Source organism: Pseudomonas sp. MIACH (genome assembly GCF_001269925.1).
Lineage (GTDB): Bacteria > Pseudomonadota > Gammaproteobacteria > Pseudomonadales > Pseudomonadaceae > Aquipseudomonas.
Map to the genome: position 1 here is coordinate 91,946 of NZ_LHVO01000063.1, position 22,734 is coordinate 114,679.

At 61.2% G+C, this 22,734-nt stretch carries 17 protein-coding genes and 1 pseudogene; 8 read left to right on the top strand and 10 right to left on the bottom strand.

Annotated features, from left to right (window positions below):
• Positions 1–42 precede the first annotated feature (42 nt).
• Complete coding sequence (gene xylG / locus AD670_RS27245; RefSeq protein WP_053139884.1) at positions 43–1,587, top strand: D-xylose ABC transporter ATP-binding protein; 1,545 nt, start codon at positions 43–45, stop codon at positions 1,585–1,587.
• The gene (locus tag AD670_RS27250) at positions 1,588–2,724 is read left to right on the top strand and encodes a sugar ABC transporter permease (protein WP_053139568.1); all 1,137 of its coding nucleotides are present in this window, start codon (positions 1,588–1,590) and stop codon (positions 2,722–2,724) included. It abuts the gene before it with no gap.
• Positions 2,725–2,892: 168 nt separating this feature from the next.
• On the opposite strand, the gene AD670_RS27255 is transcribed toward AD670_RS27250, so the two are convergent.
• The 6 genes and pseudogenes from AD670_RS27255 to AD670_RS27275 form a co-directional block, all read right to left on the bottom strand.
• The gene (locus tag AD670_RS27255) at positions 2,893–3,813 is read right to left on the bottom strand and encodes a substrate-binding domain-containing protein (protein WP_053139570.1); all 921 of its coding nucleotides are present in this window, start codon (positions 3,811–3,813) and stop codon (positions 2,893–2,895) included.
• A gap of 17 nt (positions 3,814–3,830) precedes the next feature.
• A complete protein-coding gene (locus AD670_RS32375; RefSeq protein WP_371263202.1) occupies positions 3,831–4,544 on the bottom strand; it encodes a methyl-accepting chemotaxis protein in 714 nt (237 codons plus the stop codon).
• 144 nt (positions 4,545–4,688) lie between these two features.
• A pseudogene (locus tag AD670_RS32380) lies at positions 4,689–5,816 on the bottom strand (HAMP domain-containing protein); the annotation flags it as partial.
• Positions 5,817–6,041: 225 nt separating this feature from the next.
• On the bottom strand, positions 6,042–7,292 hold the full coding sequence (locus AD670_RS27265; protein WP_032885445.1) for a glycoside hydrolase family 68 protein: 1,251 nt from the start codon (positions 7,290–7,292) through the stop codon (positions 6,042–6,044).
• Positions 7,293–7,543: 251 nt separating this feature from the next.
• Positions 7,544–8,482: a pectate lyase gene (locus AD670_RS27270; RefSeq protein WP_053139574.1), complete on the bottom strand. Its 939-nt coding sequence runs from the start codon at positions 8,480–8,482 to the stop codon at positions 7,544–7,546.
• 242 nt (positions 8,483–8,724) lie between these two features.
• Positions 8,725–10,224, bottom strand: coding sequence for a CoA-acylating methylmalonate-semialdehyde dehydrogenase (locus AD670_RS27275; RefSeq protein ID WP_053139576.1), 1,500 nt, complete (start codon positions 10,222–10,224; stop codon positions 8,725–8,727).
• Between the two features lie 108 nt (positions 10,225–10,332).
• Between AD670_RS27275 and AD670_RS27280 the strand changes: the two genes are divergently transcribed.
• The 4 genes from AD670_RS27280 to AD670_RS27295 all read left to right on the top strand — a co-directional run bounded on the left by AD670_RS27280 (position 10,333) and on the right by AD670_RS27295 (position 14,031).
• On the top strand, positions 10,333–11,271 hold the full coding sequence (locus tag AD670_RS27280; protein WP_053139578.1) for a LysR family transcriptional regulator: 939 nt from the start codon (positions 10,333–10,335) through the stop codon (positions 11,269–11,271).
• Between the two features lie 68 nt (positions 11,272–11,339).
• A complete protein-coding gene (locus AD670_RS27285) occupies positions 11,340–12,275 on the top strand; it encodes an ornithine cyclodeaminase family protein (RefSeq protein WP_053139580.1) in 936 nt (311 codons plus the stop codon).
• Entirely contained in the window at positions 12,272–13,405 is a 1,134-nt protein-coding gene (locus tag AD670_RS27290; RefSeq protein WP_053139582.1) for an FAD-binding oxidoreductase, read from the top strand. The genes AD670_RS27285 and AD670_RS27290 overlap by 4 nt, the downstream gene beginning before the upstream one ends.
• Complete coding sequence (locus AD670_RS27295; RefSeq protein WP_053139584.1) at positions 13,405–14,031, top strand: transcriptional regulator; 627 nt, start codon at positions 13,405–13,407, stop codon at positions 14,029–14,031. The genes AD670_RS27290 and AD670_RS27295 overlap by 1 nt, the downstream gene beginning before the upstream one ends.
• 55 nt (positions 14,032–14,086) lie before the next feature.
• Here AD670_RS27295 and AD670_RS27300 read toward each other — a convergent pair whose 3' ends face one another.
• Complete coding sequence (locus AD670_RS27300; RefSeq protein ID WP_053139586.1) at positions 14,087–14,863, bottom strand: ABC transporter substrate-binding protein; 777 nt, start codon at positions 14,861–14,863, stop codon at positions 14,087–14,089.
• 263 nt (positions 14,864–15,126) lie between these two features.
• On the opposite strand from AD670_RS27300, the gene AD670_RS27305 reads away from it, so the two are divergent.
• Positions 15,127–16,809 (top strand): AMP-binding protein, encoded by a 1,683-nt coding sequence (locus AD670_RS27305; protein ID WP_053139588.1) that lies wholly within the window; start codon positions 15,127–15,129, stop codon positions 16,807–16,809.
• 47 nt (positions 16,810–16,856) lie between these two features.
• Here the strand turns inward: AD670_RS27305 and AD670_RS27310 are convergent, their stop codons facing one another.
• Together AD670_RS27310 and AD670_RS27315 are read right to left on the bottom strand one after the other, a co-directional pair.
• Positions 16,857–18,131: a glucarate dehydratase family protein gene (locus AD670_RS27310; RefSeq protein ID WP_053139590.1), complete on the bottom strand. Its 1,275-nt coding sequence runs from the start codon at positions 18,129–18,131 to the stop codon at positions 16,857–16,859.
• A complete protein-coding gene (locus tag AD670_RS27315; RefSeq protein ID WP_053139886.1) occupies positions 18,128–19,495 on the bottom strand; it encodes an MFS transporter in 1,368 nt (455 codons plus the stop codon). The genes AD670_RS27310 and AD670_RS27315 overlap by 4 nt, the downstream gene beginning before the upstream one ends.
• 106 nt (positions 19,496–19,601) lie before the next feature.
• Between AD670_RS27315 and AD670_RS27320 the strand changes: the two genes are divergently transcribed.
• Positions 19,602–20,504 (top strand): LysR substrate-binding domain-containing protein, encoded by a 903-nt coding sequence (locus tag AD670_RS27320; protein WP_053139592.1) that lies wholly within the window; start codon positions 19,602–19,604, stop codon positions 20,502–20,504.
• Positions 20,505–20,652: 148 nt separating this feature from the next.
• On the opposite strand, the gene AD670_RS27325 is transcribed toward AD670_RS27320, so the two are convergent.
• Positions 20,653–22,560, bottom strand: a complete 1,908-nt coding sequence (locus AD670_RS27325) for a methyl-accepting chemotaxis protein (protein ID WP_371263203.1) — start codon at positions 22,558–22,560, stop codon at positions 20,653–20,655.
• Positions 22,561–22,734: the final 174 nt, after the last annotated feature.

The following is a 22,734-nucleotide window of genomic DNA, read 5'->3' on the forward strand; positions in this document are numbered from 1 at the left end:
GCTCCTACAGTCATGTCGTCAGTCCTGTGTGTGAGCCATGGTATGTCCGACTACCTGCTGCAAATGAACGGCATCGTCAAAACCTTTGGCGGTGTCCACGCGCTGAACGGCATCGACATCAAGGTGCGGCCGGGGGAATGCGTCGGCCTGTGCGGCGAGAACGGTGCCGGTAAATCCACCCTGATGAAGGTGCTGTCGGCGGTCTACCCCCATGGCACTTGGGAGGGCGAAATCCTCTGGGATGGGCAGCCGCTCAGGGCCCAGTCCATCAGCGAAACCGAGGCCGCCGGCATCGTCATCATTCACCAGGAACTGACCCTGGTGCCCGACCTGTCGGTGGCCGAGAACATCTTCATGGGCCACGAGCTGACCTTGCCCGGCGGGCGCATGAACTACCCGGCGATGCTCCATCGCGCCGAAGCGTTGATGCGCGAGCTCAAGGTGCCAGACATGAACGTCGCGCTGCCGGTGTCACAGTACGGCGGCGGCTACCAGCAACTGGTGGAAATCGCCAAGGCCCTGAACAAACAGGCGCGCCTGCTGATCCTCGACGAACCCTCCTCGGCCCTGACCCGCTCGGAAATCGAGGTGCTGCTCGACATCATCCGCGGCCTCAAGGCCAAGGGCGTGGCCTGCGTGTACATCTCCCACAAGCTCGATGAAGTCGCGGCCGTGTGCGACACCATTGCGGTGATCCGCGATGGCAAGCACATCGCGACCACGGCCATGGCCGACATGGACATCCCGCAGATCATCACGCAGATGGTCGGCCGCGAAATGAGCAACCTCTACCCCACCGAGCCCCATGCCATCGGCGAGGTGATTTTCGAAGCGCGCAACGTCACCTGCTATGACGTCGACAACCCCAAGCGCAAGCGCGTCGACGATATTTCCTTCGTGCTTAAGCGCGGCGAAATCCTCGGCATTGCCGGGCTGGTGGGCGCCGGGCGCACGGAGCTGGTGTCAGCGTTGTTCGGCGCCTACCCCGGCCGCTACAGCTGCGAAGTGTGGCTCGACGGCCAGGTAATCGACACGCGCACGCCGCTCAAATCGATCCGCGCCGGGCTGTGCATGGTGCCCGAGGACCGCAAGCGCCAGGGCATCATTCCCGACTTGGGCGTGGGCCAGAACATCACGTTGGCGGTGCTCGACACCTATGCCCACCTGACCCGCATCGATGCCGAGGCCGAACTGGGCAGCATCGACCAGCAGATCGCACGCATGCACCTCAAGACCGCCAGCCCGTTCCTGCCGATCACCAGCCTGTCCGGTGGCAATCAGCAAAAGGCCGTGCTGGCGAAAATGCTGATGGCCAAGCCCAAGGTGCTGATCCTCGACGAGCCCACACGCGGGGTGGATGTGGGCGCCAAGTACGAGATCTACAAACTGATGGGCGCGCTGGCGGCAGAAGGCGTGTCGATCATCATGGTTTCGTCGGAGCTGGCCGAAGTGCTCGGCGTGTCCAACCGCGTGCTGGTGATCGGCGACGGCCAGTTGCGTGGCGACTTCATCAACGAGGGGCTCACCCAGGAACAGGTGCTCGCCGCCGCGCTCAGCCAAAATAATAACAATCGGAAAACCGCGTAGATGAATCAGGTCAAACAGCTGTTCACTCGCTACAAAATGCTCGCCCTGGTGATCGCCGTGGCGTTTATCTGGCTGTTTTTCAGTTGGCAGACCGAGGGCGGCTTCCTCACCCCGCGCAACCTGTCCAACCTGCTGCGGCAGATGTCGATCACCGGCATCCTGGCGTGCGGCATGGTGCTGGTGATCATCAGCGGCGAGATCGATTTGTCGGTGGGTTCGTTGCTGGGATTATTGGGCGGGCTCGCAGCGATCCTGGATGTGGTCTATCACATCCCGCTGCTGGCCAACCTCAGCCTGGTGGCGTTGTGCGGCTTGATGATCGGTTTGGCCAACGGCTACATGACCGCTTACCTGCGCATTCCGTCGTTTATCGTTGGCCTCGGCGGCATGCTCGCGTTTCGCGGAATTTTGCTGGGGATCACCGGCGGCACCACCATCGCGCCGGTGTCGCCGTCGCTGGTGTATGTGGGCCAGGGGTATTTGCCGCATTCGGTGGGGATTGGCCTTGGGGTCTTGCTGTTTGCCCTGACCCTGTTTTTGACCTGGAAACAACGGCGCAACCGCGCGCTGCATGGCTTGGCGCCGCACGCCCTGATGCGCGATGTGCTGCGCGTGGGGGTGATCGGCGCGGTGCTCGCCGGGTTCGTCACCACCCTCAACAGCTACGACGGCATCCCCGTACCGGTGCTGCTGTTGCTGGTGCTGCTCGGCGTGTTCAGCTACGTCACCAGCCAGACCGTGTTCGGCCGCCGCGTGTACGCGGTGGGCAGCAATATGGAAGCCACGCGCCTGTCGGGCATCAACGTGCAGGCGGTGAAACTGTGGATCTTCGGCATCATGGGCGTGATGTGCGCCCTCGCCGGCCTGGTCAACACCGCGCGCTTGGCTGCCGGCTCACCGTCAGCGGGCAATATGGGCGAGTTGGATGCCATCGCTGCGTGCTTTATTGGGGGGACGTCGATGCGCGGCGGCTCGGGTACGGTGTATGGCGCATTGCTGGGGGCGCTGGTGATTACCAGCCTGGATAACGGTATGTCGATGCTGGATGTGGACAGTTACTGGCAGATGATTGTGAAGGGCAGCATCCTGGTATTGGCGGTGTGGGTGGATGTGAGTACGCGCACGGGGCGGCGCTGACGCCCGTTCTCACTAACAACCCATAACCCTGTGGGAGGGGGCTTGCTCCCGATAGCGGTGGGTCAGCTACAGATAAGCTGGCTGACTCACCGCTATCGGGAGCAAGCCCCCTCCCACATTTGACTGCATTCCAAGGTTGGAGCGAGGTGGTCAGTCTGCGCCACGTCCCTACTCAAACGCCTGGCGATTCTCAGGCGTGATCAACTTGAACGGCACCCAGACCACCGTCGACTCCAGCACCTCGCCGCGTACCAGGCGCAGCGCGGTGTCCACTGCGCCGCCGGCCTGGCCGGCGGCATCCTGGAACACGCTGACCGCCATCTTGCCCTCTGCCATCAATTTCAAACCGTCCGGGGTGCCATCGATGCCACCGACCCAGTAGTCCTTGGCCTGCTTGCCGGCCTTTTCCAGCCCCATGATCGCGCCGATCGCCATTTCATCGTTATTGGCCGCGATGATCGAAAAATCGACGCCCTGCTTGACCCAGTCAATGACAATCGTGGCGGCCTGGCTACGCTCCCAGTTGCCGACTTTTTTCTGTACGACTTTCATATCGGGGTATTTGGCGACGACTTTCTCCACGTCCTCGGTGCGCATCAAGGAGGACGCGTTGGCCGGGTCGCCCACCAGAATCACCACGTTGCCCTTGTAACCGGCGCGGCGCGCCAGCTCTTCCATCTGCAAAGTACCCGACTCCAGCTCGTTGGAGCCGACAAACGCGGTCTGCGCCGGCCACTTTTGCGGATTCGGATTGCGGTTGACGAAGACCAGCGGGATGTTGGCGTCCGAGGCCAGCTGCATCATCTGCGCCGCACTTTTGCCGTCGACCATTGCGACGATGATCGCATCCACCTTGGAATTGACCAGGTTGCGGAATTGGCGCATCTGCAAATCGACGCTGTCCTGCCCGTTCTCCATAAAGATGTCGGCGTTCATGACGCTGGCCTGTTGCTGCACCCCATTGCGCAGCAGGGTCTGGAAGTTATCGTCGTACTTTGCCATGCCCACACCCAGCAAGGGCGTGGCGGCCTGGGCTGGGCCCGGAATGAACAGCGTCGCCCCCAAGGCGAGGATTAACCATGCTTTCATGTTCTGACTCCCGCGGCTCAAACGCTGAAATGATGGAGCAGCTCGCGCTGCACCTTGGCCATGTCCGACAGCTCGTGGCTGCTGATGGCGGACTGCTCGGCGCCATGTGCCGTCTGCTGGGCCGAATCGTTGATCTGGATAACCATCCGACTGGTTTCCTGCACCGTGGCGCTCTGCTCCTCGGTGGCGGCGGCGATCTGGATATTCATGTCGCGGATACTGTCGACCGAGTCGCTCATCGACAGCAGCAAGTCACCCGCGCCCGAGGCGAGGGACACGCACTGGGTGGACTGCGCCTGGCTTTCGTTCATCACGTGCACCACCGAGTGAATCTTTTCCTGCATGAGCCCGATCATGTCCTGGATTTCGCTGGTCGAGGTCTGGGTACGGCTGGCCAGGGAGCGCACTTCATCGGCCACCACCGCAAAACCGCGTCCCTGCTCGCCGGCACGGGCCGCTTCGATCGCCGCATTGAGGGCGAGCAGGTTGGTCTGTTCGGCAATGGTGCGAATGGCGACAACAATGCCCTCGATATTCTGCCCGTACTTCTGCAACTCATCGGTCACCTGCGTGGCCTTGTTCACCTGGTCGGCCTGCTGGCGGATATTGACGATGGTCTCGGCCACGCGCGCCTGCACCTTGTGCGTGAGTTCGCTGGTGTCGTCCACGGCCTGGCGGGTGTCCTGCGCACGCCGAGCCACCTCTTCGACCGTGCTTTCCATCTGCGTCATGGCCGAGGCTGCCGATTGCAACCGGTCCTTCTGCTCATCCACCACACGGGTGGTCTGCTCGCTGTTCAAGGCGTTGCTGCCCGCGGTCACAGCCAGCGCATCGGCAGAGCTGATCAATTCACGGAAGGTTTTCTGCAGGGCCTTGGTCAGTTCGTTCAGGTAGCCGCCCAACTCACCGAACTCATCTTTACGGCTGACATCGAAACTGACCCGCATGTCCCCCGCCGTGAGCGTCTTGAGGACTTCGCGAAACGCCGCCAGCGGACGTCGCAGACTGAAGGCGACCCACGTACCAATCAATACCGCCGCCAGCACCGCCAGCACACACGCGATCAACAGCAAGCTGCGGCTGGTGCCGATGGTGGCATTGGCGGACTGACTGGCCTGGTTGGCGACCTCCAGGGACTGGCTGCCGAACTCGCCAATCTTGTCCAAGGTGGCTTTCAGCGCCGCGTCAACCGCATTGCGTTGCTGCTGCACCTGCGCGGCCAGTTTTGCCTCCACCTGATAAGCCTGGAACAGGCCGTCAGGGGCGGTCAGGTCAGTCAGCAGGCGATTGACCATGACGCCGGCAATCCGCCCGACCCGGGGGTCAATCGCCGCCAGGGCCTGGGCCCGGGTGCTGATCACTTCGTCCTGCAGATTGAGCACACGCTGTAATTTATCAATGGCCGGCGTGACGGTATGAGCCGCGAAGCCATCGTAGGATTTGTTGACTTCCAACAGCAGCTTTTCCGCTGCGGCCACCTGTTGCGGCTCGCCGACACTGCGCGCATGCGCGATGTAATCGCGCAAATAGCTGGTCAGCTGCATCGCCTGCGCACTGCTGTAGCCTTGCAGTTTGCGCGTCAGCGCCAACTGCTGCACATGTTGCGAGTGGGACGCCATCAACGCCTGCGCCTGTTCCGCGTAGGCCGCTACCTGTTGGCGCTGCTGCGCCAGGTTCGCCCGCAGTGCCTCATGCTCGCCCGTATAGGCAACGGTGCTGTCGAGCAATTGATTGAACTGGGCGATGCTCTCGGTGAACGGTCGCTTGCCGTCCTCGATCTGCTTGGGGTCGGTGCTGATCTGAATGGCCAGCAACGCTTGGTTGGCGCGCAGGATGTGCACGTAGAGCTCACTGGCGGCCCGGCTCAAGGGTGCCGACTCGCCGGTGATAATGTTCAAGCGACTGCTGATGGACTGCGTGTTCTGATAACTGATCCCCGCCATGACTAGCAGTAACAGCACCAACACCGCAAACCCGCCGATCACACGCTGCAATATGGTCATGGCCACCCCATTTGATTTTTATTCGTTGACCTGAGCGACGACCAGGCGTGCACCTACGCGTTCGGGATCACTCGTGGTGCTAGTGCCTGTATCGGCCAGGTGGGCGGGGACTTGAGCGTTGAAGACAGGCTGAAATGCGGTCAAAAAAAAGTGGGAGGGGGCGTGCCCCCTCCCACATTTGGATCGGTTTACACCTGATGAATCAGGCTGGGTTTTGCACTGGGTTTACTGGCTCAACACCACATCCCGCATCGCCGGAATGTAGCCGTAGTCATAAGCCTCCTGCACAAACGAACGAGCGCCCTTCAACACGATCCTGACCGTCGGCGCCTCGGTGCCGCCGATGCGGTAGTCATCGCCGGTGGTGGGCACGCTGTCGATAAACGACGTCACCAGGCCGTTGGGCATCACGCAGTGAGAGTACGTCTGGAACGGCTGCGAAGGCGGGTTACCGAGTACCAGCCCCGACGCATTCATCAGCGTATAGGGGCCGAACAGGTGATCGCTGACGAACCCATAGACGCCATCCGGCCCCGTCACGCCATCGGCATAGGTGAACTTGTGGCTGATGGTGAACAGGTAGTACTTGTTGTCCTGGAACACATAGTGCGGCCGTTCGGTCTGGTCATTCACCCCGACGGCAGTCACCAGCGGCGGCAAAATCTCCCACTCGTCACCGTTGAGGTCTTTGGCAACCGCGATGCCGATACAGCCCACCTGATAACGCGCACCGCCGACATCTTCATGCCCTGGCGGCACCAGGCCTATTTCATTCGGGCCCACTTCGTGAGTCCCGCGCTCGCCGGCCACATTGCCTTCGAACACCATGTACAACTTGCCATCGACGGGATCGATAAAGGGGCTGGGATCGCGAAAGTTCCAGGTCGCATTCTGGGCTTCGGTTTGATAATAGGTGCCGTCGGCGTCGAACAACGACTTGACCTGATCAAAGCCCTGGAGGGTGACACCGGTGTCTGACGTGACAACCTGGCCCCTGACTTTGGCAATCGTGGCACCCGGCGTGACGCAGGTGTAGTACAGGTCGATGTCACCGTTGTTATTCAACAGGATCGGCGTGCCCGCCCATTCACGGGTGGTCGGCGAAACCCCTTCGGCCATGACACGGCCGCCGAAGATCCAGTCCTTGCCGGTACGCGAATACCAGTAGCAGATCCGCGCATGACCATGGCGGTCTTCCCAATCGCGCTTGATGTCGTAACGGCCATCGGCATTGATGAATTGTGGATCATGGGGGCGACGGTCGGCGGTCAGGGTGAAGATCACTGACCAGCCATTCACCGATACCACCGTGCCATCCAGTTCACGCAATGGCATGGTGTCCCAAATAAAGACCGTGTCACTCATGACAGGAAAGTCAGGACTCACTAACGGCTGTGTCGTCGTCGGGTCATTCTCATTAACTTTCAGCGCATCGGCCCGTGTCCAGCGAGTGGGTGTGTGATTCGCATGTTTCATGATGATGTCCTTTTGCTAACGCTTAAGTGACAAGCGAAGATTAAATAGCACCTGGCAGCCAGCAACTTAATACTGACTGAAAGAGCAAGAGATAGTTGGCTCTGCAAGTGCGCACCAAGGTTTAACATGGGCACTTGCTTATCGCAACATGAAGAATTATTTATATTACAAAGGCCATCACTGTATTTATATCCTTGATATAAATACAGTGGCACTTGCAATAAATGACAGCTCAGTAGAAAGCTAGCTACTCAACTACCGAATACCAGCGCCGCAGCCTGGGCACCGGCATTCTTCTGTGTGAAGTCCTTGGCTTGCGCCGCCGTCTTCAAGGTATAGGCGTAGTTGGAACTGGCCGTCCATTGTGCTTTGGGCGACTTTTGGTTGGTGATCGGCGGCACACTGTTTGTATCAGTGAACGTCCCGGTGCCTTTATCATCCAACATGCCTTTATTTTGGCTGCCTTCGCCAAAATAGTTGCTTTCAGAGAGGATATTGGCGTTCTGCGCGAGGGTAAAACCGAGGTGGAAGTTATTGATGTAGTTGTTATACACATGGAAATAACCGTAACGCATCAAGCCGGGCGCACGCACTTCCATGTTGTCGAAGCGGTTATGGCACAACGTCAGGCGCGGATAACCGTTGAACTCTGCCTTATTATCATCCGCCGGGTGACCGAAGATCAGGCCGTACTTGTGGCTGCCAAAGAAGCAGTTGCTGATGGTGGCATAATCGGCTTTTTCACCGATATACAGCAGTTTATCTTCACTGCCGTCAGTGGTGGACCAGCTGTGCCCGACAAACGAGCAATGGTCAATCCAATACTTGCTGCCGTAGTTCAGGTACACCTGAATATCGTCATTGGCCTTAATGCTCGCCGAATGTTTGAAGATAATATTCTGCAGAATAATGTTCTGCGACTGCGCGGTTGCACGCAGGTGAATATTCTCCAACGTGCGGTTCTGGAACGAACCGATCAGGGTCTTGTTGGCACCCAAGTTGACTTTGGTCAGGCTCGACGCCGAGATATTACTGTTGATCACCAAGACCCGTGGGGTGGTGTCGCCAATATTGGCCTTGAGTTGATCCAGGGTGGTGATACTGACCACAGGGCCGGACCAGCCGCCAGTGACTTTTGCCGCGAGGGCGAAACCGGTCAAGCCGGTGAGTTTGCTTTCTGGATAGGACATGAGTTCCCTCTCTATCAATAAAAACGGCTCGGTATAACGAGCCTGTGCATTAAGTTAATCCGTTAACTTGCACACAGTGTTTGGCGTGGCTGATGTTGCCATCCTGGTTGATCAGCGCTTAAACACTGTGTTTATGTACAGTATTCGTCATTCGCCTGGCCGTCAACCCTCAAGTGAAAAACAACCAAAAGTGGGAGGGGCTTGCCCCCTCCCACTTTTGCCCTACGGTGCTCTTCCAAGCGTTATTTGGACACCGGCATCGCAAACTCCGCGCCCTGCTCGATGCTCTCCGACCAGCGCTGCATGATCGATTTCTGCTTGGTGTAGAAGCGCACACCCTCAGTGCCGTAGGCATGCATGTCGCCGAACAGGCTCTTCTTCCAGCCACCAAACCCGTGCCAGGCCATCGGCACCGGGATCGGCACGTTGATGCCGACCATGCCCACTTCGATACGCCGGGCAAACTCGCGGGCAATGTTGCCGTCGCGGGTAAAGCAGCTGACGCCGTTGCCGAATTCGTGGTCGTTGACCAGCTTCACCGCCTCGGCGAAGTCATTCACGCGCACGCAGGCCAGTACCGGGCCGAAGATTTCTTCGCGGTAGATGCTCATCTCTTTGGTCACGTGGTCGAACAGCGTCGCGCCGAGCCAGAAGCCGCTTTCCAGGCCAGCCTCGGTGGGTACATAGTCACGTCCGTCGAGCAGCAGTTGCGCGCCGGCCTGCACGCCTTGTTCGATGTAGCCGCTGATGCGCTCCAGTGCGGCGCGGGACACAATCGGGCCCATCTCGGCCTTGAGGTCGCGGCCGTCGGTGATGCGCAGGTGCTTGGCGCGTTCGGTCAGGGCGGCGATGACTTTGTCACCGACATCGCCGACCAGCACCGCTACGGAAATGGCCATGCAGCGTTCGCCGGCACTGCCGTAGGCGGCGCCCATCAAGGCGTCGACGGTTTTTTCGATATCCGCGTCCGGCATCACCACCATGTGGTTCTTCGCACCGCCCAGGCCTTGCACACGCTTGCCGTTGCGCGCACCGGTTTCGTAGATGTACTGCGCAATCGGCGTGGAGCCGACGAAGCTCACGGCCTTGACGTCCGGGTGCGCGATCAGCGCGTCCACCGATTCCTTGTCGCCCTGCACCACGTTGAACACGCCTTTGGGCAGGCCGGCTTCACGCAGCAGTTCGGCCATGAACAGCGAAGCACTTGGGTCGGTCGGGCTTGGCTTGAGGATGAAGGTGTTGCCCGCCGCAATGGCGATCGGGTACATCCACATTGGCACCATCACCGGGAAGTTGAACGGCGTGACACCGGCTACGACGCCCAGGGGTTGGCGCATCGTCCAGTTGTCCATGCCACGGGAGACCTGGTCGGAATGCTCGCCTTTGAGCAGGTTGGGGATGCCGCAGGCGAATTCGAGAATGTCGATGCCACGGTCGACTTCGCCCTGGGCGTCGGTGAAGACCTTGCCGTGTTCGGCGACGATGATGCGCGCCAGCTCGTCCTTGCGCTCACGCAGCAGGTGCAGGTATTCGAACAGCACGCGGGCGCGACGGATGGGTGGAGTGTCGGCCCAACCGGCAAAAGCGGCCTGGGCAGCGGCGACGGCTTCGGACACGGTCTGGCTGCTGGCAAGTGCAACGCGGCCGGTCACTTCGCCAGTGGCCGGGTTGTAGACGTCCTGATAGCGATCATCGCGGCTGACGCGCTGGTCGTTGATGTAGTGCTCGATTGTTGTAGTCATGGCAGTCGATCCAGGTGGGTTGCGTTGGGACACACGATAGGCTTTCGGTTTGTTCCAAACCAGAGCAGAATCAAGAACTGATTGTCCTCATAAGCGAACAATAAGCCCATGGAAAAATCCGAGATCGAAGGGCTGTGGACCCACATTCACTGGCTCTCAGTGCTGGAGGAACACGGCACCTACACCGCCGCCGCCGCGCGCCTGGGGGTGAGTAAATCCGCGGTCAGCCAGCGCATTTCCGACCTGGAGAAAGCCACCGGCACGCGGCTGGTGACCCGCACCACGCGCAGTGTGCGGTTGACCGATGCCGGGTTGTCGCTGACCCGTGAAGTGCGCGGTGCCTATGAGCAAATCGCGCGCAGCTTCTCGTCGGTGCGCGATTCCGCCGGGGAGATTCGTGGCCTGGTGCGCTTGACCGCCCCCGTGGCATTCGCCCGACAACAGCTGGTGCCGCACTTATCGGAATTCCTGCAGCAGTACCCGCAGGTGCGTATCCAGCTGGATGTGTCGGATGCCCTGAGTTCACTGGCGGCCGAGGGCTACGACCTGGCCGTGCGGCATGGCTTCCAGGTGCCGGAAACCCATGTGGCGTGGAAACTGTGCGACACCGGCTCGGTGCTGGTCGCCACCCGCGATTACCTGCAACGCCATGGCGAACCGCGCGAACCCGGCGACCTGTCCACGCACAACTGCCTGTTCTACCCGCGCGGCACCGACCAGCCCGCGTGGACGTTCGAGCGCGGCAACAAAACCGTCGAACGCCTCACCGTACCCATCGCCGGCAGCTTCGCCACCAACAACAGCGAAGCCCTGCGTGATTCGGCGCTCAACCACTTGGGCATCGCCCTGCTCCCAGACTTCAGCGCCCACGCTGCGCTGGCCAGCGGCAAGCTGGTGCAGGTGCTCAAGGCCTGGACACTCAAGGGCGCGTTTGCCGATGAGATCTACCTGATTCGGCCGTATTCGCCCCATGTGCCGAAGTCGGTGAGTGCGTTGGTGGGGTATTTGAAGGGCAAGTTATCGGGTGGGTTTCGGTTCAACGGCTGAGGTTTAGCGCTTGAACAACAGAACTAAAAGTCCATAATAGACAAAATAGTTCTTACCCAGAGGCGCGTATGTCCATCACCCCCCAAGTGATCAACCAGGCCCAGGCCCGTGAATTGCTCGCTCAAGTCGATGTGCCGCAGATCCTGCGCACGCTGTTCCGCGCCCTGGCCGCCGGGCACGCGGTGCAACCGGCGCAGCAATTAGTGGCGTTCCCCCACGGCGCCGGCGATTTCATCAACTACCTGGGCGTGCTGGCTGAAGAGGGGGTGTACGGGGTCAAGACCTCTCCGTATATCGTGCGTGAGCAAGGGCCGCTGGTGACGGCCTGGACGCTGTTGATGTCGATGCAAACCGGGGAGCCCCTGTTGCTGTGCGATGCCGCCGAGTTGACCACCGCGCGCACCGCCGCGACCACTGCGCTGGCGGTGGAGGCATTGGCCCCGCAAACGGCGCGGCGCCTGGCGATCATCGGCAGCGGCAAGGTGGCCCAGGCGCATCTGCACTACGTGAAAAATCTGCGGGACTGGCAGAGCATCAGTGTGTTTTCGCCCAGCCTGGCCACTGCCAATACCGACGCCATCAAACGCCTGGATCCACGCTTGAGCATCGCCGACAGCTGCGATGCGGCGGTGGCCGACGCCGATGTGATCCTGCTGTGCACCTCATCGGCCGGCCCGGTGATCGACCCGTCGCGCTTGAGCAAGCCGGCGCTCATCACCTCGATCAGCACCAACGCCCCGCGTGCCCATGAAGTGCCGCCCCAGAGCCTCAACGCCATGCAGGTGTTCTGCGACTATCGCCAGACCACCCCCGGCTCGGCCGGCGAGATGCTGATCGCCGCTGAACAGCATGGCTGGGACAAAAACGCCATCGTCGGCGACTTGCCCGAACTGCTCAGTGAGCAGGTACAGCGCCCGGCCTATGACCGCAACGTATTTTTCCGGTCCATCGGCCTGGGCCTGGAAGACATCGCACTGGCCAATGCCCTTTGGAGACACTTATGAGCCACGCAGACTTCATCATCATCGGCGGCGGCATTGCCGGCGCGTCCACGGGTTTCTGGTTGTCGCCGCATGGCAAGGTGCTGGTGCTGGAGCGTGAATCCCACCCGGCCTATCACTCCACCGGACGCTCGGCGGCGCTCTACACGGCGGCGTATGGCACCCCGCAGGTGCGTGCGTTGACCCAGGCCAGCCGCGCGTTTTTCGATAACCCGCCGCCAGGTTTCTGCGAGCATCCCCTGCTGACGCCGCGCGGCGAAATGACCGTGGACTTCAACGGCGACGCCGCCGAATTGCAGGCCCAGTACCTGAGCGCCAAGGCCACGGTGCCGCAGGTCGAACGGCTTACGGCGGATGAAGCCTGCGCGCGCCTGCCGATCCTGCGCCGGGAAAAAGTCCATGGCGCGCTGTATGACCCGACCGCCAGCGACATCGACACCGACGCCCTGCACCAGGGCTATTTGCGCGGTATCCGGCGCAATCAGGGCGAAGTGCGCACCGACAGCCATGTACTGGGCTTGAGCCGTGACAGCGCGGGACTCTGGCACGTAAACACCCAGGACGGGACCTACACCGCACCCATCATCATCAACGCCGCCGGGGCCTGGGCCGATCATATCGGCGGGCTGGCGGGCGCCGCGTCCATCGGCCTGCAACCCAAGCGACGCTCGGCGTTTATCTTCGCCGGCCCCGAAGGCGTGGATAGCCATGCCTGGCCGATGCTGGTGGCCCTCGACGAAGCCTTCTACATGAAGCCCGACGCCGGCATGTTCCTCGGCTCGCCGGCGAATGCCGACCCGGTGGAGCCACAGGATATCCAGCCCGAAGAACTGGACATCGCCATGGGCATCTACCAGATCGAAGAAGCCACCACCCTGAGCATCCGCCGCCCGACGCGCACCTGGGCCGGTCTGCGTAGCTTTGTGCCTGATGGTGATTTGCTCAGCGGCTTCGACCCACAGGTGCCCGGCCTGTTCTGGGTGGCGGCGCAAGGCGGTTATGGGATCCAGACATCGCCCGCCATGGGCCAGGCCAGTGCAGCGCTGGTGCGCGGTGAAGCGTTGCCGGAGCCACTGACACGGTTCGGCCTGGACGCTGGTATGCTCTCCCTCGCCCGCCTGGAGCCCCATTGATGAACAGCGCCGAACACGAAAAAGTCCTGCAGAATTTCCGCGCGATTGCCGATGCAATCGCCACGCTGTTCTTCCCCCACGCCGAAGTGGTGCTGCATGACCTGCGCACGCAAAAAGTCGATTACATCGCCAATAACCTGTCCAAACGTGGCATTGGCGACGACTCGGCGCTGGAAGACATGCTCAGCGCCGACGTCAGTAACGTGAATATCGGCCCCTACGAAAAGCTCAATTGGGATGGCCAGAAAATCCGCAGCCTGAGCACCGTGCTGCATGACCACACAGGTCGCCGCCTGGCGGTGCTGTGCATCAACCTGAATATCTCACTGTTCGAAAACGCCAAGGCGGCGCTGGACCTGTTCCTGTCGCCGAGCAAGCTGATCCCGCAACCGGACTCGCTGTTTCGCGATGACTGGCAGGAGCGCATCAACACATTCCTGCATGCCTGGATGCGCGAGCGCCAGCTGAGCCTGAACCTGCTCACCCGTGACCACAAGCGCGAGCTGGTGCTGGCGCTGCATGCCGAAGGCGCGTTCAAGGGCAAAAGCGCCTCGAACTATGTGGCCAACGTGCTGGGCATGGGCCGGGCCACGGTCTACAAGCATTTGAAGGAGCTCAAGGGCTGATCAAATATGAGAGGGGGCTTGCCCTCTCCCACCACATTTTGCCCGCGTATGACGCTCAATCGCCGTAGATGTCAGCCTTGAAGTACTGCTGTGAAATCTTCTGGTATTCCCCACTGGCGCGAATGCCATCGATGGCGCTGTTCAGTTCGCTGACCAGCGCGTTATTGCCTTTGCGCACCGCGATCCCGGCGCCCTCGCCCACGTATTTCGGGTCCTTGAGTTCCGGGCCGACAAACCCATAGCCCTTGCCGCGTGGCATCTGCAAAAAGTCATTCAAGGGAATGGTGTCGGCGAAGATCGCGTCCAGTCGGCCTGCCGCCAGGTCCATGTAGATCTCTTCGTTATTGCTGTAGCGCTTGACGTTGATGCCCTTGGGTTCAAACACCTCGGTGGCATAACGGTCGGTCGTGGTGGCGCGCTGCACACCCACGGTCTTGCCCTTGAGGCTGGCGTACTGGTCGTCCACCACGGCACCGTCCTTCATCACCAGGCGCGATGAGGTGAAGTAGTACTTGTGGGAGAAATCCACCGACTTCTTGCGATCTTCATTAATGGTCATGGACGACAAGGCCATGTCGATTTTCTTCACCTTGAGGGAAGGAATCAGGCCGTCGAATTCACCTTCGACCCACACACACTTGACCTTCATCTGCGCACACAGCGCATTGCCGATGTCGTAGTCGAACCCAACGATCTTGCCCTCCTCGGTCTTGGACGCAAAGGGCGGGTAAGCCGCTTCGATACCGATGCGCAGGGTTTTCTCGGCGGCCAGCAGCTGGCTGGAGGCGATCAGGCCCAAGGCCAGGGCGGTGATGAGGGAGAGTTTCTTCATGTCGTTTCTCGCGAGTTGTTATTGGTTTTGGCAAGCGTGAAGAAAAAGCTGCAGCGGGATTTCTTGTACTTATAATTCCATACTGGACTTTTACGTATCAACCGTCAATCACCACTCGCCAGCCCTTATCGCCCATGACTTTTTTGCACAACGCTCCGGTGTTTTTGAGCGTTTTGCTCTTATTTATGCGTGCCTATACTCGGTCCAGCCTCTCGATGCACCCGAGGGGTCAGTCCCCACAACAATAATTAAGGACACCGACCATGACCCAGTCCTTCCTGGCTGCCCGGGATTTTCTGCTCGCGCACCGTACCGACTACGCCACCGCCGCCCGTGACTTTCGTTGGCCGCAACTGGACGCCTTCAACTGGGCCCTGGATTACTTCGATGCCATGGCCGAGGGCAATGCCGCCGACGCGCTGTGGATCGTCGAAGAGGACGGCAGCGAGCAGCGCTACAGCTTCCAGCAACTGGCCGCGCGCTCCAACCAGGTCGCCAACCACCTGCGCGCCCTCGGTGTGCGGCGTGGCGAGCGCGTGCTGCTGATGCTCGGCAACGATGTGGCGCTGTGGGAAACCATGCTGGCGGCCTTCAAGCTCGGCGCCGTGGTGATCCCCGCCACCGCCCTGCTCAACCCCGTTGACCTGCACGACCGCATCGAGCGGGGCCAGGTCCGCCACCTGGTGGTCGGCGAGGCGCATGTCGGCAAGTTCGAGGGCCTGGGCGAGGGTTGCAGCCGCATCTGTGTGGGGGCGGCGCCTACTGGCTGGGTCGCGCACAGCGCCGCTTTCGAATACCCCGAGCGGTTCGAGGTCGAGGGTCGTACCTTGGCCACCGACCCAATGCTGCTGTATTTCACCTCCGGCACCACTTCAAAACCGAAGATGGTGCTGCACAGCCACCAGAGCTACCCGGTCGGCCATCTGTCGACCATGTACTGGATCGGCCTGCAACCCGGCGACCTGCACCTGAACATCTCCTCGCCGGGCTGGGCCAAGCATGCCTGGAGCTGCCTGTTCGCGCCGTGGAATGCCAGCGCCTGCATCTTTATCCATAACGTCGCGCGGTTCAGTGCCCAGGCGTTGCTCGGCGCACTGGAGAAGTACCGGGTGACCAGCCTGTGCGCCCCGCCCACGGTGTGGCGCATGCTGATCCAGGAAGACCTGGCCAGCTACAAATCGCGTCTGAACCTGCGCGAACTGGTGGGCGCCGGTGAACCGCTGAACCCGGAGATCATCGAGCAGATCCAACAGGCCTGGGGCCTGCCACTGCGCGACGGCTTCGGCCAGTCGGAAACCACCGCCCTGGTCGGCAATACGCCGGGCCAGTTGCTCAAGCCAGGGTCCATGGGCCGCCCGTTGCCGGGCTACCAGGTGGCCCTGCTGGACGCCGACGGCGTGCCGGGCACCGAGGGTGAAGTCGCGCTGCCGCTGGATATACGCCCACTGGGCCTGATGCTCTGCTACGAAGACAGCCCGGAGAAAACCGCCGAGGTGATGCGCGACGGTTACTACCGCACCGGCGACACCGCGCAGATCGACGCCGACGGCTACATCACCTTTGTCGGGCGCGCCGACGACGTGTTCAAGGCCTCCGACTACCGCATCAGCCCCTTCGAGCTGGAAAGCGCGCTGATCGAACACCCGGCAGTGATGGAAGTGGCCGTGGTGCCCAGCCCCGATCCGGTGCGCCTGGCGGTGCCCAAGGCATTCCTGATCCTGGCCCATGACGCCCCGGGCAGCGCCGAACTGGCCGCGCACATCCTCGCCTTCGCCCGTGAACATCTGGCGCCCTACAAGCGGGTGCGGCGGATCGAGTTTGTCAGCGAATTGCCCAAGACCATTTCCGGCAAAATCCGCCGGGTGGAGTTACGGCAGATGGAGGTGGCGCGGCGCCAGAGCGACACACGGGGTGAGCAGGAGCATTTCGAAGAAGATTTCAGCTAAAAAAAGCCCGGTGACGCAGGTCACCGGGCCAAACGAAGCGACCAGCTTCAGAAACGCGGTTTGACGGTCTTCCAATCCGGTTGATAGCGCTGCATCTGCTTCACGTCGTCGCGCTGGCGAATGCCGCAGCTGAGGTATTGGTCATGCAGCTTGCCCAGTTGATCATGGTCCAGTTCCAGGCCCAGCCCTGGTGCACGGGTGATCTTCACGCAGCCGTCGACAATCGGCAGTTTGCCGCCCTTGATCACTTCTTCGTCCGGTTCTTGCCAGGGGTAGTGGGTGTCGCAGGCGTAGTCGAGGTTGGGCACCGACGCGGCCACGTGGGCCATGGCCATCAGGCTGATGCCCAGGTGTGAGTTGGAGTGCATCGACACGCCCAGGCCAAAGGTCTGGCACATCTTCGCCAATACCTGGGTGTCGCGCAGGCCGCCCCAGTAGTGATGGTCGGCGAGTACGATCTGCACGCTGTTCAGGGCCACGCTGCGGCGGAACTCGTCAAAATCGGTGACCACCATGTTAGTCGCCAGGGGCAAGCCGGTACGTGTGTGCAACTCGGCCATGCCTTCCAGGCCGGGGGTCGGGTCTTCGTAATACTGCAGATCATCGCCGAGCAATTCGGCCATGCGGATCGAGGTTTCCAGGGACCAGTTGCCATTCGGGTCAATGCGCAGCGGCACGCCGGGGAAGGCCTTTTTCAAGGCCTTGATGCACGCCACTTCATGTTCTGGATCCAGCGCACCGGCCTTGAGCTTGATGCTTTTGAAGCCATAGGTTTCGATCATCCGCCGCGCCTGGGCGACGATCTGTACTTCGTTGAGGGCTTCGCCCCAACTGTCGGGTTTATAGGGCGAGTCGATGTGCTCGGCGTACTTGAAGAACAGGTAGGCGCTGAACGGAATCTGGTCGCGGATCGCGCCGCCCAGCAGGTCCACCAGCGGCACATTCAGCGAGTGCGCCTGCAGGTCGAGAAACGCCACCTCAAACGCCGAATAGGCATTGCTCACTGCCTTGCTCGCATGGGAACCGGGGGCCAGTTCGGCGCCGGCAATGCTCGCCGGTTTGTGCGCCGCCACGGTGGCCTGCACGATGGCGCGCAGTTGGTTGAGGTTGAACGGATCGAGGCCGATCAGTTGGTCCTTGACCTGTTGCTGGATCGCCAGCGCCGGGGCATCACCGTAGCTTTCGCCAAGGCCGATGTAGCCGGTGTCGCTCTCGATTTCGATGATCGAGCGCAGCGCAAAGGCTTCGTGGATACCGCTGGCGTTGAGCAGCGGCGGGTCGCGAAACGCGATGGGGGTGACGGTGACTCGGACGATTTTCAAGAGGCGGCTCCCTGTGGGCCTGGACGCAAGGCGTGATGATGAGTAGTCGGTTTGGAGGTGGGGGGCACACCGGGCCGTGGTGCAGTGCGCGCAAAAAACACCACCACCGCGGCCACCAGCGATGTCGCGGCCAGGCCGTACAGCCCGCCCTCAATCGAACCGGTGGTCTGCTCCAGCAGGCCGAAGGTGGTCGGCGCGACGAAACCGCCGAGGTTGCCGACCGAATTGATCAAGGCGATCACCGCCGCCGCGATGCGCGCATCCAGGTAACCCTGGGGGATCGGCCAGAACAGCGCGGAAGCGGCCTTGAAGCCAATCGCGGCAAAACAGATGGCGACAAACGCAAACACCGGCCCGCCCATGGTGGACATGAACATGCCGACGGCGGCGATCACCAGCATCAGCGCCACCCACGCCTGCTGGTGTTTCCACTTGCTGGCCAGGGCGGCGAAACCGTACATGGCGACGATGGAAATCAACCACGGGATCGAGTTGAACAATCCCACCTGGAAATCGCCGAGGTTGCCCATTTTCTTGATCATGCTCGGCAGCCAGAAGGTGGCGCCGTAGATGGTCAGGGCGATGGAAAAGTAGATAAAGCAGAACAGCGCGATCTGCTTGTCGGCCAGCAGCTTGAACATCGACGGCCGCACGCTCTGGGTGGCTTCGCGGGCCGTTTGCTCAAGCGCGATGGCCGTCACCAGCGCGTGTTTTTCTTCGTCGCTGAGCCACTTGGCCTGATGGGGGTGAGACTGCAACCAGAACCACACAAACCCGCACAACACGATGGAGGCAAAGCCCTCGATCAGGAACATCCACTGCCAGCCATGCAGGCTCAAGCCGCTGACGTTGAGCAACGCCCCCGACACCGGCCCGGAAATCACCGAGGCGATGGCCGAACCACTGAGGAAAATCGCCATTGCCTTGCCGCGCTCGGCGGCCGGCAGCCATTGGGTGAAGTAGTAGATGATGCCGGGGAAAAAACCGGCTTCGGCAGCGCCGAGTACGAAGCGCAGGATATAGAAACTGGTCTCGCCTTTGACAAAGGCCATGGCCATCGCGGCCGCGCCCCAGGTGAACATGATGCGCGTCAACCAGGCCCGCGCGCCGTAGCGCTGCAACAGCAGGTTGGACGGCACCTCGAAGATGGCGTAACCGATGAAGAACAGCCCGGCACCCAAGCCATAGGCGGCGGCGCCAATGCCCAGGTCAGTCTCCATATGGCTGCGCACAAAGCCGATATTGACCCGGTCGATGTAATTGACGATGAACATCACCACGAACAACGGCAGTACATGGCGCTTGACCTTGGCGGCTGCTCGGGCAAGCACGCTCGGGTCGGGCGGATTCTGGACGGTATCCAAGGGCAACTCCCAATCATTGTTTTTTTAGGGACGTGCCGATCATGGACGCCGGGGATTGTTCCCGTCTAATCTAACTTGGCATTCGATTGATACCTGGATTAGATCAATGTTCGAACTCACGCAACTGCGCTGCTTCACCACCGTGGCCACCGAGCTGAATTTTCGCCGCGCCGCCGAACGCCTGAACATGACCCAGCCGCCCCTCAGCCGGCAGATCCAATTACTGGAACATCACCTCGGCGTGGAGCTGTTTACCCGCACCACCCGCAGCGTCGCCCTCACTGCCGCCGGGCGGGCGTTTTTTATCGAGGCCCAGAACCTGCTGGAACGGGCCCAGCAGGCGGCCGTGACCGCGCGACGTTTTGCCGAGGGCGACATTGGCACGGTGAATATCAGCTTCGTCGGCAGCGCGGTGTATGAGTTTTTGCCCAGGGTCATTGCCGAGGCACGGCTCAAGCAGCCTCAGGTCAAGATCGACCTCTCGGAGATGAACACCTACCAGCAATACGAAGCCCTGCGTGCGCGCCGCATCGACCTGGGCATCGTCCGCGCGCCCCTGCTGGAGCCCGGTTATGCCACCGAATGCCTGGTGCGCGAGCCCTTTGTACTGGCGGTGCCGAGCAGCCATCGACTGGCCAGCGCCGACAGCGTCAGCGTCCACGACCTCGACGCCCAGCCCTTCCTGATGTACGCCCATTCGGCCTACCCGCCGTTCAACGAACTGCTCACCGGCCTGCTGCGCTCGGCGCGTGTCGCCCCCGAATATGTGCAGTGGCTGGGCTCGTCCCTGACCATCCTGGCCCTGGTCAACGCCGGCATGGGATTGGCGCTGGTACCGCGTTGCGCCAGCAGTGTGGTGTTCAAGAACGTGGTGTTTCGCGATATCGACCTGGGCGAAGGCGCACAGAGTGAACTGCACCTGATCTGGCGCGAGAACAATGACAACCCGGCATTCGCGATGTTGCTGGAGGGGATTCGCAGTGCGGTGCGTGACGGGTGGGCGGACTAATGGAACAGGCTTCGTCGAAATCAAAGCCTCGCCACAATCCATCCAACACCGCTAAACAACTGTGGGAGGGGGCTTGCTCCCGATGGTGGAGTGTCAGTCTCTGTAGAGGTCGACTGACCCACCGCCGTCGGAGCCGGCCGCCCTCGCCTCACGCCACTTTGAAACGATTGACCAGATCCTGCTGGTGCTCGGCCAGGCGCGCCAGTTCCTGGCTGGTGATTGCGGTTTGCTCGGCGCCGGCACTGACCTGGATGACCAGGTCGTTGATCTCGTTGACGTTACGGTTGATGTCTTCTGAAACCGCACTCTGCTCTTCAGCCGCCGAAGCAATCTGCAGGTTGCGATCACTGATACTGGCCACGCCTTCGGCGATCTCCAACAACAATTCACCCGCACGTTCGACCTTGCGCGCCCCGTCCTGGGCCTTGCCCAGGGTGTCCTGCATGGACGAGCTCGCGCGATCGGAACCACTTTGCAGGTTGCTGATCATCTGCTGAATGTTCCCCGTGGACTCCTGGGTCTTCTGGGCAAGCACCCGTACCTCGGAGGCCACCACGGCAAATCCGCGTCCATGATCCCCTGCCCGCGCCGCTTCGATGGCCGCGTTCAAGGCCAGCAGGTTGGTTTGCTCGGCAATGCCGCGAATGACGTCCAGCACGGAGGAAATCCCATCGCTTTCCTGTTTGAGCTCGTCAATGATCAGCGCGGTGTCCTCGGCCTGCCCCGAGAGCTGGCGGATCAGCGTGATGGTGCCTTCGATCTCGGTGCGCCCTTGGGTGGTGCTGGTATTGACCCGTTGCGACAGTTGCGCCGCATCGTTGGTGCTGTGCGCCACCTCGCGCACGGTGGCGCTCATTTCGTTGATCGCCGTGGCCACCAGTTCAGTGCTTTGGCGCTGGCGCTCGACGCTTTGGCTGGTCTGCATCGTCACGGTTGAGGACTCCTCCGCCGCCGTTGCAACCTGTGCGGTGGCGCTGCCGATTTCCTGCACCACGCCACTGATCTCTTGCGCCATGCGGTTGAGGTTGCGCGAGATCTGACCGAATTCGTCTTTGCTCTCATAAGTCGCCCGCGCGGTGAGGTCGCGCTGTGCCAGGTCGTTGAGCACGCGGTTCAGGTCGCGCACCGCCGAATCGATCATGCGGATGATCAGCCAGGACAACACCGCCACTGCCAACAGGGACACGATCACCGCGCCGATGGTCAGCCACAGGGCGCGGCTGGCGTCATCACGCTCGTGCATTGCCAGGCTGCTGACACTTTGGCCCAGGGCTTCCTCCACTTGGCTCATCAGGTCAATGCGCTGGGTGGAGGTTTCAAACCAGGCTTCGGGTTTGATCCCCAGCGCCTGCCCCATCGGCACCTCAAACGCCAGGCGCTGCAACTTGGCGACTTCGACGGCGGCAGGTTGCTGCATTTGCGTATCGAACTGCGCAAGTGAGGCCGCGGGCGCCTTGCGCCGGAACGCCTCGTAGTAGGCGCCGAACTCGCCCAGGTTGCGGCTGAAGCGCGACAACAGCGCCTCATCGAAATGCCCCTGGTTGAACACCAGGCCCAGCACCACGCGCTCACGGCCGGCGCGCTCTTTCATCTCGATAAATTGATTCAGTGCACCCAGCGCGTAGACGATGGTCGCGTTGTTGACGCTCGCTTCCAGGGAATGGGTGTAGCCGGTCAGCACTTGAATGATCTGGGTATAACGCGCGCCGGATTCGGTGCTGTTGATGCTCAGTTTATCGACCTGTTCGCGCATGGCCGGCAGCTGGTCCAGGGCCCGCAGGACGTCGTCCAGGTTCGCATTGCCGGAGGTGGACACACCGCGCACCACCTCGACGGCCGTGCTGGAGTCCCTGCGCATCTGGACCATGCGATCGCCCATGGACTTGCCGCCACTGCCGAGGAACACGCCACTGGCACCGCGCTCGCGCTGCAACGTGGTAATCAGTTGGCTTAACTTCTGGGCGGTGGCGCTGGCCATCACCGTGGTGTTCATGTCGCGCAGCGTTTTGTAGTTGTCCACCACAAACACGCCGGCCAGGGTCAGGAACCCGAGCATCGGCAGCAGCAGAATCAACAACAGTTTCAGACGCAGCGGAGCGTTCTTAAGCATTTCCCTAAAGCCTCATGTCCATGGGTAAGACTGGCGCCTGTCACGCCAAAATAGTGGCGCCATGATATCACCCATAAAAACGGCTCTACCGCTCTCGGACGGCCATCTTGAGTCAATCGG